This is a genomic window from Maridesulfovibrio pacificus (SeqCode) (assembly GCF_048612815.1).
Classification (GTDB): Bacteria; Desulfobacterota; Desulfovibrionia; order Desulfovibrionales; family Desulfovibrionaceae; genus Maridesulfovibrio; species Maridesulfovibrio pacificus.
In genome coordinates this window covers 2,094,004-2,108,520 of record NZ_JBLZNE010000001.1, presented here as the reverse complement: position 1 = coordinate 2,108,520, position 14,517 = coordinate 2,094,004, and the positions used below count along the sequence as shown (strand labels likewise).

The following is a 14,517-nucleotide window of genomic DNA, read 5'->3' as shown; positions in this document are numbered from 1 at the left end:
TCAATCCAGTCGGGAAATAATTTCTCTGATCAGGGTCGACATGGCGGTTGAAGATTTAGCTGCCTGCTCAATCACGGCTTCGTGGGTTGTCTCAGCCATGCAGTCCGGGAGGTTCTTGTTGGTCAGGCAGGCAATGCCCATTACCTTGATGCCCATGTGCACGGCAGCAATGGCTTCAATGGCGGTGGACATGCCTACTGCATCGGCTCCAAGCCTTTTGAACATACGGGTTTCGGCCGGGGTTTCAAGGTTTGGTCCGGTTACCTGCACGTAAACACCGCGTTCAAGCCGGACGCCCTTGTCCTTTGCCGCAGATATGGCAAGGGCGCGCAGTTTATCGCAATAAACTTTGCTCATGTCCGGGAAGCGGACTCCCCAATCGTCGTTGTTGGGTCCGGTGAGCGGGGAATGACCTGTGAAATTGATCTGGTCGGTGATCAGCATGAGGTCACCGGCATCAAATTGCGGATTGAGTGCTCCGGCGGCATTCGTAATAAAAACCCGTTTTATGCCCAGCTCTCCCATGACTCTTACCGGGGTGCAGGCTTCAGCTGCGCTGTATCCTTCGTAGATATGGAAACGTCCGCTGAATACAAGTACCGGCTTTCCTTCCATAAATCCGTAGATAAGACTGCCGGAATGGCCCTTTACCGTGGACTGCGGGAAGCCCGGTATATCAGAGTATGGGATTTCAATGGCCGAATCCAGCCGGGTTATGGCTTCGCCAAGACCGGAACCGAGAATGATCCCGGTGGCGTTAGTTTTAAAATTATCTATCTTTTCTAGTATATGCCTGCTAATAGTATGTATAGATTCCGGGGAGGTCATGGGTTGTTTTACTCGTAGTTTCGGGTTTAATGTACGGATGGGGCATAAAGATGCGCCGTGATTCCTCTATCATCCGTCTTAACTAGTAACTTAAAAGAGAACGGGATTCTATGGATTTTTCCACTTTAATCGGGATGCTGGTCGGGCTTTCCCTTGTTGTCGGTGCGATTTTTATCGGTGGGGCTGTTGATGTATTTGTCAACGTTCCCGGTATGATGATTGTTATCGGTGGAACTTTGGCCTCTATCTGCGTTGCTTTTCCTTTTGAAGAAGTTCTGCAGGCCATGCTTGCAGGGTTTAAGGCCTTTTCTTCCAGAAAGGTCAAAGTAAACGAAGTAGTGAACATCATGGTTAAGGTTGCTGAAATCAGCCGCCGTGAAGGTTTAATAGCTCTTGAGAATGTCCAGACGGAAAACGTAGTTCTGCGTAAATCATGTCAGCTCATCGCTGATAACGCTGATCCTGAACTCATCAGGGCTACTTTACAGATTGAAATTTCAGCCATGAAAAGGCGTCATAAGATCGCGCAGGACGTATACAAACGTCTTGCTGGTCTGGCTCCTGCCTTCGGGATGCTCGGTACCCTGATCGGTCTGGTTCAGATGCTTTCCAACCTGCAGGACCCCGCATCCATCGGTCCGGCTATGGCTGTGGCAATCCTGACTACTTTTTACGGCTCCTTGTTGGCAACCCTGCTTTTTATTCCCATCGGGGCAAAGCTTAGAGCCAGAACTCTTCAGGAACAGCTGCATCTTGAAATTATTTTCGAGGGTGCCAAGTCCATTCTTGAGAATAATAACCCCCGTCTGGTTTACGAGAAGCTTTCCTCGTTCCAGGCTCCCAAGGACAGAAGCGGAGATTAAGCCATGGATGATGAGCTTCTGAAAGGTACGCTGCTGGCTGGTGATGACGATGCAGACGAGGATGAGCCTAATGAGTGGATAACCACCTTTGCGGATTTATCCATGCTGCTGCTGGTTTTCTTCATTTTGCTTTACTCCATGTCCGAGATTGATGCGAAAAAGTTTGATATGACATTCCAGTCTGTCAGCAAATCTATCAGCGGGAAATTGCAGAAAATTGCTACCAGCAAGGCCTCTCGTGAAGAAGCCGGGGCAATCCTTAATCAGGTTGTCACCCGCAGGCAGATCATCAAGGCTCAGCGGAAGGTCTTTGAAGATGTTAAATATCTTCAGACCACAAAGGGCGTGGAAGGTATCATGAGCGCCAAGTTTGAGGATGGCAAAATTACCCTTAAGCTGCCTTCAGATGTACTCTTCAATCCCGGGCAGGTTCAGCTGAGTCAAAAAGGGCAGAATGCGGTAAAAGCCTTAAAGAACTTTTTTATCAGCCACCCTGACCAGTATATCAATATCAAGGGATATACTGATGATACTCAGCCCAGCAGTAAGAGCAGATTGAAAGATAACTGGGAAATTTCATCTTTACGTGCGGTAAATGTGTTGCGTTACCTAATGAAATTAGGGATTAAACCGAATAGGCTTACCGCGACAGGGCTTGGGGAAATGGATCCCCTTGTTCCCAATAATTCGAAGCGGAACCGTGAGCGTAACCGACGGGTTGAGTTTGTTCTGGATAAGATTATGACCGGTCCTTAAGCTCGCGATTATTATAGCGTATTAAAAGTATGATTTCACTCTCAAAGTAGACATGGTTTTATTTTGGGGAATAGATTTTGGATTATTGTTTTGTCTCAACGGTGTTAACCAGTTGAATGTGATTGGAGAGAAGAATGGATATTTCATTCGATAGCAGTTCGGCAAGAGGAGCTTTCCGGACCAGTCTTCCCGGGCTGGCTCTCAGGATTGAAGGTTATCCTTCCACTTACAGTGTGAAGGATTTCAGTGTTAACGGTCTGGCTTTTTCTGCTGGTAAAGATAGTTTTGAGGTGGGCCAGCAGTTCAAGGTTGATTTTGTCCTTGGTAAAAAAGAACTTTTGACCGGAATTGAAGTTAAGGTGGTGCGTGATATCGGCAAAGGTTTGATGGGCTGTATTTATGTCGATCTGGATAAGTATCAGGAAGCACGTCTTGATAAGCTGGTTTTAGAAGTCCAGAAACGTATGATCCTGCTGCGCAAGAAAAAAGGCGCATCCTGATTTCCCGGTTGGTATTTTACTGTGTATAAAGGTGAACATAAGGTCCTCATCGCCAACCGTGGTGAAATTGCCATCAGGATAGCTAAAGCCTGTCTGGAACTTAATCAAAATTTTGTCTGCATCTATACTGAGGCGGATAGTGAAAGCGGGCATGTTCGTTTTGCGCGGGAAAATGGTGACGAGAACAGCCTCTTTTGCATAAGTTCCTACCGTGATGCCAATGAAATTTTCAGTGTTGCGGACCGTAGCGGAGCCTCGGCCATTCATCCGGGATACGGTTTTTTTGCAGAGGATTTCAGGTTTGCGCGCCGAGTGGTGAAGAGAGAACAACCGCTTATTTTTATCGGGCCTTCGTGGCGGGTGATTCAGGAATTGGGTGACAAGATCAACACAAAACGTCTTGCGCGCAGTTTGGGGGTGCCTACCGTACCGGGTTCCGATAGTCCGATTTATGATGAACTTGAGGCTGTCGAGCTTGCCGACAGCCTTTTCGCTTTTCAGAAGGAGCAGGGATTTCAGGCTCCGGCCATCATGGTTAAAGCCTCTGCCGGTGGTGGAGGAATGGGGATTGAAGAAGTAAACGATCCTGATGAATTCCGTTCCGTTTACAGACGTATCCGCAATTACGCCAAACGTCAGTTCAATGATGAAGGTGTGCTTATCGAGCAACGTATCTACGGATTCAACCATCTTGAGGTTCAAGTTGTTTGCGAACGAAGCGGACGGAAACATCTTCATTTCGGCACCCGCAACTGCTCGGTGCAGAGTAGCGGAAATCAGAAGCGGATTGAAGTTGCTCCCGGATTTGCGCCTCAAGAAATCCACTATATTTTCAACGCTTCCGGTGTGCTGGACAGCATAACCGAACATTCCCTGTCCATGGCACGGGCAGTTAATTATGATAACGTGGGTACATGGGAATGGATTGTTACCCCGCGCGGAGAACCGTTTCTCATGGAGGTTAACACCCGTATTCAGGTTGAGAACGGAGTCTCCGCTGCCGTCTCGGCAATAAAAGGTGAGCGTAATGTGAATATCGTGCGCGAGCAGGTCCGCCTCGGGCTGGGTGAATCCATAGGCTACGTTCAGGAGGACGTAGATCTTTCCGGAGTTGCCATTGAATACCGCATTATTGCCGAGAATCCGGACAATGATTTTGCTCCTTGGGTAGGAACCATTGAGGAGTTCGGTTGGCAGCAAGAAGAGTGGCTTGAGGTTTACACTCAGGTTCCCACTGATCGTCCGTATGAAATCCCCACTGAATTTGACCCCAACCTCGCGCTGGCAATTGTCCGCGGTGACAATCTGGAACATGCCAAGCAGCGTGGAGTTGAATTTTTAAAGGGCCTGATTCTACAGGGGCATGATCGGGCGGGACGTAAGCTTGAGTCAAATATTTCGTATTTGATTGATAAGAGCTCCGGGTTGTTGGAATTTTAGCCTCTTGTGCTGAAATAATTCAGGAATTGTATGAATATTGATAAGCGCATCGATGCCCTTTCTGAAAGGCTCAATTATATTAAGGATATTTTCGGGAATCTCGAAAATGCCAATATTTCCATGCTCGGCTCTGAGCTGGATGAGTTCCGTGGTTTGCGCGGGACCATTTCAACCAAAGATTCCCTGAGCAAGCTTGCCCGCCTTGAGGACCTGTTTTCTTTTCTTGAATCCAAGCTGGAGAAAGAGCTGACTCCAATGGACAGGGTGCGCATTGTCCGTCATCCACAGCGCATCTGCCTGACTGATATTCTGGAAAATGTTTACGACAACTACACCGAGCTTGGCGGACTGGGTGAGTTCAGCATCGACCCTTCCATGCTCATTGCTCAGGCCTACATTACCAGACGGGTGGGGCAGAAGGTTGTCCATCAGCCGGTTATGGTTATCGGACAGGAGAAAGGGCATGGGCAGGAGTTCCGTAATGGAGGTTCTGCTAAACCCTGGGGTAACGCCAAGGCCCTTCATTACATGAAAGTTGCGCAGGCCGAAGGGATTCCCATTCATACCTATATTTTTACCCCCGGATCGTATCCTATTGAGGATTACCCCGGAGCGGCGCAGCAGATAGCCAAAAATATTTATGAGATGGGCAAAATTGATGTGCCCATCATCTCCGTTATTTCCGAAGGCGGGTCCGGCGGCGCTGAAGCCATCGGCCTTGCCGACCGCAGGCTCATGCTTTCGCATGGCTACTACTCGGTCATTTCCCCGGAAGGCGCAGCAGCCATTGAGGCTAATCTCAAGGGCGGCAAACGGGTGGATAACGCACTGATCGGGAATTGTGCTCGCAAACTAGGGATTACTGCCGAAGATAACCTGAAGATGGGGTACATTGACCGCGTGGTGCAGGAACCTCATCTGGGTGCCAAGCCTGCCAGTTATGATTTTTTCCGCACCCTGCGTTCCGAGGTAATCCGGGCTACCAACGAAGTTTGTATTTCCGTGAAAGGGCTCAAACTTTTCCGGGCTATGGCTCTCAAGCAGAAGGGACCGGAAGAGGGTGAGGACGTTTTCATGCGCTGGGCCCTGAGTTCCCGTGCCCGCGCAAGGTTGGTTGAGAAGCGCTATGAGAAATTTCGCAACCTTTCCACCTCTGCATATATGGACCAGCGTTCCGTGTTCCTGAAAATGGGGGCTGCTGTTCAGGGAGTGGCTTGGTCCACTAAATCGCTCTTTGTCTATAACCTTGTGGGGCGTACCGTTCGTGCTGCAAAGCAGGGAATGGAAGAGATTCAGGCCGAAGCCCATCTCGTCAAGGAGCGTACAGCCAGACTTCTAAAGAAGAACAGTGTCGATAATGGCTCGGCGGTTAAGATTTCAAGTGACGTACGTGACAAATTGCTCTGTCTTTCCACTTCTGACCAGTCACCATGTTTTGAAGAAGGCCGCTGGAAATACAATAGTCCCAAGTGCAAGGATGACCGTACTTTTACATGCCCAAATTCTGCTACCGAGGGTTGTCTTGATCTCTGGGCACCGGATTTGTTTGGAGATTTTGCCGGGGTTTGCAGTAATTGCGGTCACCATTTTACTATGGAATACCAGTGGTATCTGTATAATGTTTTCAACTATGCTGAAGGTTTTGAATTCAATTCCGGCATAGAATCTGCCAACCCGCTGGGGTACGAAGGTTTTGATTTGAAGCTTGACGAAGCCCGTAAGAAAACCGGTCTGCGTTCTTCCTGCATAACCTTCGAGACCCGTTTGGACGGGATCAATGCCGTGGTTATCTGCCTTGCTGCGCCGTTCAGGGGCGGTTCTGTGGGAGCGGCTGAAGGCGAGAAGATTATCCGAGCGGCAGAAAGGGCCCAGCGCAAACAATTGCCGCTTATTTTTTATGCTCATGGAACAGCCGGAATCCGCATTCAAGAAGGTACCAACGGTGTGCTCCAGATGCCTCGCTGTACTATGGCTCTGCGTAAATATGTGGATGCCGGGGGCTTATATCTGGTAATCTACGATACCAACTCTTACGGTGGGTCCGTGGCAAGTTTTCTGGGATGTTCCCCCTATCAGTTCGGGATACGGTCTTCCAAGATCGGTTTTGCCGGACCAAGGGTTATCACCGAAACTACGGGCATTCCTGTTCCACCTAATTACCACAATGCCTGGAATGCACTTGCCAGAGGACATATTCAAGGAATCTGGGATAGACGCGAAATGGGCCGCAATATCGGTCAGGCTCTTATGACCATGGGTGGCCGGAATTTGTATTATAGATAAATATACCTACATTTGTGTAGGTACTTATCGTAAAGTGTTTTCTGTGTTAGGGAGTTTCGCAGCAGGTTGACTTTGCCTGATAATGTCTGCAAATTGCCCGAACCGGATGCTGGGTCTTAGGGCTCCGGTTTAAAATGTAAAAATAATGATCTCCGTCCAATGAGGCGGTATATAAGTAAAAATAATCCAGAGGTTAATATAATGCTGAATATTAAGGAACTGCTTGAAGAGATCAAGGCTTCTCCTTACGAGGAAATTGAAATCTCCGTACCCCATACCGGAACTGTTGAGTTTACCGGTCTCAAGGTTGGCGACAAGGTGAAAGGTCCCTCCGGTGAATGGAAGGAAAAGCCCGGCACCGTACTGGCTAAACTTACTCGTGAACGCAATACCAAGAGCATCACTGCTCCTGAAAAAGGTGAGATTGTTTCCATCCGTCAGGATCTGGAAGGCAGTTTTGTTGAAGCAGGGGAAGTACTGATCAAGATCCGCCACTTCCTTTCTAAAGAAGAAGTAATTCAGCTGATCCTCAAGAAAGCTCTTTTTCTGTTCAATGCTCCTGAAAAAGCAAAATACTACTTCACTCCTGAAGTTGATGCCAAGATCAAAGGTTCCGGTGAGCGTTCCGTTAAGGTCACCGAAGGTATGGATCTGTTTATAGTTTCCCGCATGAAAAGGGAAACTCCGCTCAACTACAGCGGGCCCGAAGGTCTCATTTATTCCGTATATTTCAATAACGGTGACAACGTTGATGCTGCCCAGCCCCTGATCGGTGTTTGTCCTGCTGATCAGCTCAAGCAGATTCAGGAAGTTGTCAACCGCGTTCAGAGCGAATGGGAAGAGGTTGATTAATAAGAGTTTTTGCTTTTTGAAATCTAGCGATTGACGGATTCTTTTTTTCCGTATTAATAAAGGATTTTTCGCATGGGAAATGTGCTCCAAATTAGGGTTATGGCCCGTACATATGATGAAGCCGAAGTTGAGAAAAACTGGCCTTATCTGGTTAAGACCGCTTGGGAAGAACCGCAGCCCGAGGGGCGTCCGCACGGTGTTATCGAGCTTGTCGAGGACCTTAAGGACCGTCTTGAGCTGGGCATGATTCCGGAAGAAAAGGCCGAAGCCATGGCTGAATCCATCCGTAAAGCATATGATCTTAAATTGCGTATGGAAAAAGCTCTTGGCGACTGGAAAGCTTCGGAAGCCAATACCATCAGCTATGATCTTGAAGATGAGCTGAGTGTTGCGGAAAAGATCGCATCAAAAAGAAAATTCAGATAAATGGGGGCCTAGATGGCAGGAAGCATGAACAAAGTAATATTGATAGGACGTCTCGGGCAGGACCCGAAACTTTCATACACAACCTCCGGTCAGGCCTTTGCCAACCTTTCTGTAGCTACTGATGAAGGCTACAAAGACCGCAATTCCGGTCAGAAAGTTGATAAGACCGAGTGGCATCGTGTTGTCGCATGGCGTCAGACTGCCGAATTCGTAGGCAAGTACCTTACCAAAGGCCGTCTGGTCATGGTTGAAGGTAAATTGCAGACCCGTAAATGGCAGGACCAGAATGGTCAGGACCGGTACACAACTGAAATCGTAGCCAACAACATTCAGGGGCTCGACAGCAGGCAGGACGCAGGCGGATATCAGGGCCAGCAGCAGAATGGATACCAGCAGCAGGGCGGTGGTCAGTACAATAACCAGCAGCAGGGTGGCTATCAGGGCCAGCCTCAGCAGCAACAGTACAACAACCAGCAGCCTCAGCAGCAGGGCGGCGGTTTTCCCGAAGATGAAGATCTCGGTCCCGCATTTCCTTCTGAAGCAAGCGGAATGGATGAGGTTCCGTTCTAAGGTCTCGTGTATAGATTTATTAAGATATGATTACTTCTTCGGCATAGAGCTGAAAGGAGTTTTAGATTTCAGGGAGTGGTTTTACCGCTCCCTTTTTTTTGTTTTTTAGCTCTATGTGATACGCGTTGAATCTTGTGAATATTTGTTCATTTCATGTTGTAAGACTAATGGTGCGCTTTTATCGGAATTGATAATGAACTGTTATCAACACGGATCTTGAAAACAAGACGTAAATCATAATATATTCTTGAAAATCATAAGCAGGGCCTCGCTTCGCGAACTCTTTGGAATGTAAACTGGAGAAGACTATTATTAAAATGTGCATCACTGCAGTGATTGGAATGTATGAGAACTCTTCTGAGATACTGAGTTATAATTTTTCATTATCCATAGACAGTTTTGGGAATTGTTAATAAATCTATCGTGTATATTAATTCCTTTTCCGGTTAATTGATTTGGAGATCAGTATGGAGAAAGTTGCAAAGACCATAAAAAGACATCCAGAGATAATAATTCTTTTAGTCATCGGAATTATTACGACGATAGCTTACCCTCTCCGAAGCTATTTTTTTGTTTTGCCCTATTTTAGTGAGAAACTTCTGAATTATTCCGAAGAAGAGGCTGAGAAAACGGCCAAGTATTGGGCAATGGAAGCAACGACGATATCTTCTTCAGGTGATCTTGAGGTTAATAAAGATATTGATGAGTTAATGAAACATGCCACACTCAAGTTTGGACTTGAAAAAGTCAAAATCTTCAACGCAGCTGGAAATATTGTATACTCGACCACACCAGAGGATATCGGAAAGCTTAACAAGCATGACTACTTCAAACTGATTGTTGCGAAAGGACAGAATTTTTCGAAGATCGTAACCAAGAACCAACAGACTCTTGAAGGTCGGTTCGTCTCCAAGGATTTGGCAGAAATATATATTCCAATAATGGATAATGGAAAATTTGCCGGAGCCTTTGAACTCTATTATGATTTAACCTTAAGAAAAGAGGAATTGGATAACCTTTTAATTAATGAGGCCGTTTTTGGTTCTGCAATATCATTCTCACTATTGATAATAATTGTTGTGGTGCTTATTAGAGCTGGCAAGCTTAGCTATTATAGAGATCAAGCTGATGAAAAAGTAAGGTCGCTCAATAAAAATCTTGAGAAGCTTGTCTATGAAAAGACTCAAGAGCTCCAAGTCACGCAAGAAGTCTCCATACAATCACTTGCCATTCTTGCAGAGAATTATGATCCGGATACTGGAGAGCACCTGAACCGCATAAGAAATTTAACATACATTATCGCCTCAAAATTAAGGGAAAATGGACCATACAGGCCATATCTCACTCAAAAAGAGAACTACGTGGACGAACTGGCTTTGGCCTCTATTCTCCATGACATCGGGAAGACCTCTGTTCCTGTTGAAATATTATCGAAGCAAGGCAAATTAACGGATGAAGAATTTGAGATTGTAAGCGAACACACTAAGGTAGCGGGGACAGTTCTGAACCTTGGAAACGAGATTTTCATCAATGAATTTGGTAAGGACTCTTACCTTGCTTTGGCTGCAGATGTTGCCCTTTATCATCATGAAAAATGGGATGGTACAGGGTATCCTTTAGGGGTATGTGGAGAAGAAATTCCACTTTCAGCCCGAATAGTGGCACTTGCAGATGTGTATGATGCTCTGCGCAGTAAGCGGCCATACAAAGACCCTTGGCCGCACGAAAAGGCAATGGAATTAATCAAAAGCGAGTCCGGCAAGCATTTTGATCCTGTTATTGTTGACGCCTTTTTAGAGGTGGAACAAATATTTAAGGATGATTCCGCCAAACTCTGCCCAATGAAGTACTCGAAGTCCTGAATTGGACTAACTTGTTGAGTGTTTTAAGTTCTCGTGTGTATTTTTTAAAGTTGATATTATTTCTTCGGCGTAGAGCTGAAAGGAATGTTAGATTTCAGGGAGTGGTTTTACCGCTCCCTATTTTTTGGGTCTATATCAGGAAAGTGATTCCTAACATTTCGGTTGAAGATACTTCTGACGTTTTGATAGGATAAGTGTTATTATGAAAGAATTTAGAAGTGGTTCGGCGGTAAACAATTTGAGGTGGAGAACCGAACCTGAGATGTAAGTAAAAAAGATAGGTGCGTATGAATGATTTCAATACCGAAAGACAGTCAAGATATTTAATGGTTGTTTCATTTACTCTGTTACCTATTTTGTCATTGGTCCTGATTACAGTATTTGTGTTTTTTCATCCAATTTTTGAAAAGATGGAGTTTATCACAGATACTGTATACGACGAAATACGACCAGTGAGAGTTTTGCAAAAAACTTTAATGACTTCCATGATGGCTCCCAATGATTATTTACTTCATGGAAATATGGATGAAAAGAATGTTTGGGAGAAGTCGAAAGATGAAGTAAACCATTACTTCAAACTCCTGATTGAGAATCCTGCTTATGCTGAGAGAAAAAAAAGTTTGCTTATTCTGAAACAGAAATGGGACAATTGTATACTTTTGGGTGATCAGATTTTTCAGGTAAAAGTAGCCGGTCTTATTTCCAGACACTCGGCAGAGTTGATGGAGGAGTTTGACCTGTGTGTAGAATATATTTCATCGGATTTAGATAGTTTTGCTTCACATAGAGAGGCGGCTGTAGGTAGGGCCTACAAGTCCATACACGATCTCAAAACTAAAACAATTATCGCCACATTGGGAGCAATTTTATTGGGGATGGTTTCAGGTGTCGTTGGGAGTATCTGGCTCGCAAGAAACAGAAGCAAAATGATCGAATTCGTAACAAGAGATGCCCTTACCGGAGCATATAACAGGCGGGCATTGGATGAGGCGCTTCATCGATTAAATGGAGATAAGGGTGCTTTTGCGGCTTTGCTTTTGGATCTTGATAATTTTAAATCTGTAAATGATACGCATGGGCATGATGCAGGCGATTTAATACTTAAATCTTTTGTTAAGAAAACTAAGAAGGTTTTACGAAATAATGATCTGTTTGGACGATATGGTGGCGAAGAATTCCTGATATTACTATATGATACCAAGCTTGAGCATGCGGCTGCTCTTGCAGAACGGATCAGGAAATCCGTTGAATCGAATACGGTTTATTTACCTTCTTCCGGCGCACATCATTCCTTGACTGTCAGCATAGGGTGTGCGGCAAGTGATGGAAGTAAGCCAAGTGAAGAAACAGTCAGGATGGCGGATAAGGCTATGTATAAGGCAAAACAATCCGGGCGAAATCAGGTTGTTGTAGCCGAGTAGTATCGAGTGTTGCTGATTGCTTCCGTCTAATTTTAAGATTGACAGGTTGGTCTTTTCCAAAAAAAACGGCCAGTTTACGGGAATATTCCGGTAAACTGGCCGTTTTAATTAGTCTTGAATTGGGCTTTTATTCGAATCGCTGATCAGTTTTGGTTAGGTTAAAGTCCAGCAGAGTTGTGCCGGGACAGATGGCAGCGATCATCTTCACCGGACTCATGTAAATGGATGTCCAGTCGAAGGTCAGTTTTAAAGTCCGCTCATTCATTTCATCGAATTTGACCAGCATGGGACGGATGTTTTTCTCTTTCACCTTTTTCTTTGTGGTGTGGGAGACAATGTATTCATCCGACTGTGCGTACTCGCGCAACCGTTCGATTTTTTCTTTAGCCTCTTCATCGGAGCAGGTGAAGATCAGGGTAAAGTCTTCTATTTCGGGATGCTTCTGCTTTTTGGACAAAGACAGCGGATCAGCTCCGACAATTTTCATTCCCATGGGCATTTGCTTGTTGAGGCGATCTACCAGATCCTGTGCACCGATTTCTGTCCGCAGCATGATGTTCATCCATTCTTTCAAGCTTTCCACGCCTACAGGCAATGCACGACCAAAGGACATACGCGGCATGGGGTGGAATCCCTGAGAGAAGGTCAGCGGCAGTTCTGCGCGGCGCATGGCCCGCTCAATCACAGGCTGTAAGTCCAGCTGTGACAGGTAGGCAGAGGTTCCGGTTTTAGTATACCAAAGACGGAAATGGCTGCCCTTGATGCCGAGGTCAGGTTTTTCTGTCTGTACGAAATCGGGAACATCCCCGGTCTGATCTCGGGTTTCGAAAACCATCTTCGGGCGCAGGTCCATGTTTTCTGCCTGCTTTTCGAGCAGAGATTTGCGGCCGTCAAAGTTACAGACCCCGCAGTTGCGGCATTCTTCGTAACGGCAGTCTCCGGTGATCTTTTCCGAAATACCTCGTTTAAGCTCGGTAAGCAGGAATTTCTTACTGACCCCGGATGACAGATGATCCCAAGGCAGGCGTGCGTCATGGTCCCGTGCTCCGGTGAACTCTTCGGGGGTAAGTCCTTCCTCTTCCATGGCTTCAAGGTAGGGCTCAAGCTTGAGGTGATCTTTCCAGCTGGAATAGAGTGCGCCTTTTTTGTATGCCTTCTCGATTACAGGGCCGAGTCTGCGGTCACCGCGTGAGAAAATACCTTCAAGGAAGGTCATGCGCGGAATATGCGATTTCATCTTAATGCGCTTCTGGTTATTGAATTTTTCGCGCATGTAATCCAAGCGTTCGCCTATTTCTTCGAGAGAAATCTGACGCTCCCACTGGAAGGGGGTGTGCGGCTTGGGTACGAAAGGCGAAACAGCAGCAGTGATGTTCAGTTTTTTGATGTGTTTGCCTGCCACATCGCGAACCTTAACACAGAGGTCGACAATGGCATCGAGGTCTTCAAAGGTCTCGGTGGGCAAACCGATCATGAAATAGAGTTTGATATTCTGCCAGCCGTTTTCATAGAGCATGAGCGCATGTTCCAGCAGGGCTTCTTCCGTGATGCCTTTGTTGATTACGTCACGCATGCGCTGGCTTCCGGCTTCAGGCGCAAGGGTGGCCCCGGTGCGGCGGATGGTGGCGATACGTTCCATGATCGGTTCGGAAAGTGAACCAACACGCAAGGAAGGCAGTGAAATGGAGATCTGCTCAGCTGCACAGTTATCAAAACACTGGGCAAAAAGTGTATCCAGAGCGGAGTAGTCCCCGGTGCTCAGGGAGAGGAAGGAAGTTTCCTCGTATCCGGTTTCTTCCAGACCTTCCATGAGAGTCTTGGTCAGTGTTTCCGGGGTGCGTTCGCGAACAGGACGGTAGATGATGCCTGCCTGACAGAAACGGCAGCCACGGGTACAGCCACGGGCTATTTCCATGGTCAGGCGGTCGTGAATGACCTGACCGTAAGGAAGAATCTGCTCCTTGGGAAAGGGGATGGGTTCGAAATCTTCCACCACAGCCTTTTCCACAAAGAAATCTCCGGGATTCTCGGGATCGAAAAATTCAGGAATGTAGATGCCGGGAAGTTCGGCAAGTTTTTCAAGGCGAGCTTTACGTCCCAGTCCCTGCTCTTTGCATTCGGCAATAACTTCCATGACTTTGATGATGGATTCCTCGCCGTCGCCGAGCATGATTACATCAAAGAAATCTGCAATAGGTTCAGCATTGAAGCAGGCTCCGCCTCCGCCGATGACCAGAGGGCAGGAGTCGTCACGGTCAGCAGATTTGAGCGGGATACCGGCAAGGTCAAGCATGAAAAGCACGTTGGTGTAGCACAGCTCATGAGTCAGGCTGATGCCCAGCGCGTCCACGTCTTTCAGCGGAGTATCGCTTTCAAGAGTGGCCAGCAGTTCACCGTGTTCGCGCATGATTTCTGCGGTTTCTTCGCAGGGGGTGTAAACCCTCTCTGCGTAGAAATCATCATGCTTGTTGACGATTTCATAGAGGATTTTCTGGCCGAGATAGGACATGCCGATCTCGTAAAGATCCGGGAAACCAATGGCGATATGAGCCTTGACCTTAGCAGGGTCCTTGTGGACGGAACCCCATTCCGAACCCAGATAACGGGTAGGACGGGGCAGAAGGGGGAGCAGCTTTTTCAAAAGTTCAACCCTTGAATTTAATTTGATGCGCTTTGCGCTATTTATGGGAATTTGCCTCCGGCGGTGCCGCCGGAG

The 14,517-nt window shown here is 46.8% G+C and carries 12 protein-coding genes; 10 read left to right on the top strand and 2 right to left on the bottom strand.

Annotation, left to right across the window (positions count from 1 at the left end; translation table 11 throughout):
• Window positions 1-828: a purine-nucleoside phosphorylase gene (locus ACNI23_RS09785; protein ID WP_420248310.1), complete on the bottom strand. Its 828-nt coding sequence runs from the start codon at window positions 826-828 to the stop codon at window positions 1-3.
• Between the two features lie 110 nt (window positions 829-938).
• Between ACNI23_RS09785 and ACNI23_RS09780 the strand changes: the two genes are divergently transcribed.
• The 10 genes from ACNI23_RS09780 (at window position 939) to ACNI23_RS09735 (ending at window position 11,801) form a co-directional block, all read left to right on the top strand.
• Window positions 939-1,691: a motility protein A gene (locus ACNI23_RS09780; protein WP_015852713.1), complete on the top strand. Its 753-nt coding sequence runs from the start codon at window positions 939-941 to the stop codon at window positions 1,689-1,691.
• Between the two features lie 3 nt (window positions 1,692-1,694).
• The gene (locus ACNI23_RS09775) at window positions 1,695-2,447 is read left to right on the top strand and encodes an OmpA/MotB family protein (protein WP_420248309.1); all 753 of its coding nucleotides are present in this window, start codon (window positions 1,695-1,697) and stop codon (window positions 2,445-2,447) included.
• A 134-nt stretch (window positions 2,448-2,581) separates the two neighbouring features.
• Window positions 2,582-2,947 (top strand): PilZ domain-containing protein, encoded by a 366-nt coding sequence (locus ACNI23_RS09770; RefSeq protein WP_420248308.1) that lies wholly within the window; start codon window positions 2,582-2,584, stop codon window positions 2,945-2,947.
• Between the two features lie 21 nt (window positions 2,948-2,968).
• Window positions 2,969-4,387 (top strand): biotin carboxylase N-terminal domain-containing protein, encoded by a 1,419-nt coding sequence (locus ACNI23_RS09765; RefSeq protein ID WP_420248307.1) that lies wholly within the window; start codon window positions 2,969-2,971, stop codon window positions 4,385-4,387.
• A gap of 30 nt (window positions 4,388-4,417) precedes the next feature.
• Window positions 4,418-6,670 (top strand): carboxyl transferase domain-containing protein, encoded by a 2,253-nt coding sequence (locus ACNI23_RS09760; protein ID WP_420248306.1) that lies wholly within the window; start codon window positions 4,418-4,420, stop codon window positions 6,668-6,670.
• A 201-nt stretch (window positions 6,671-6,871) separates the two neighbouring features.
• Window positions 6,872-7,522 (top strand): biotin attachment protein, encoded by a 651-nt coding sequence (locus ACNI23_RS09755; RefSeq protein ID WP_420248305.1) that lies wholly within the window; start codon window positions 6,872-6,874, stop codon window positions 7,520-7,522.
• 72 nt (window positions 7,523-7,594) lie between these two features.
• A complete protein-coding gene (locus ACNI23_RS09750; RefSeq protein WP_420248304.1) occupies window positions 7,595-7,948 on the top strand; it encodes a hypothetical protein in 354 nt (117 codons plus the stop codon).
• A 12-nt stretch (window positions 7,949-7,960) separates the two neighbouring features.
• Complete coding sequence (locus ACNI23_RS09745) at window positions 7,961-8,518, top strand: single-stranded DNA-binding protein (RefSeq protein ID WP_420248302.1); 558 nt, start codon at window positions 7,961-7,963, stop codon at window positions 8,516-8,518.
• A 467-nt stretch (window positions 8,519-8,985) separates the two neighbouring features.
• Window positions 8,986-10,380, top strand: a complete 1,395-nt coding sequence (locus ACNI23_RS09740; protein ID WP_420248300.1) for an HD-GYP domain-containing protein — start codon at window positions 8,986-8,988, stop codon at window positions 10,378-10,380.
• 287 nt (window positions 10,381-10,667) lie between these two features.
• Window positions 10,668-11,801, top strand: coding sequence for a GGDEF domain-containing protein (locus tag ACNI23_RS09735; protein ID WP_420248299.1), 1,134 nt, complete (start codon window positions 10,668-10,670; stop codon window positions 11,799-11,801).
• A 127-nt stretch (window positions 11,802-11,928) separates the two neighbouring features.
• Here ACNI23_RS09735 and ACNI23_RS09730 read toward each other — a convergent pair whose 3' ends face one another.
• A complete protein-coding gene (locus ACNI23_RS09730; RefSeq protein WP_420248298.1) occupies window positions 11,929-14,442 on the bottom strand; it encodes a TIGR03960 family B12-binding radical SAM protein in 2,514 nt (837 codons plus the stop codon).
• Window positions 14,443-14,517: the final 75 nt, after the last annotated feature.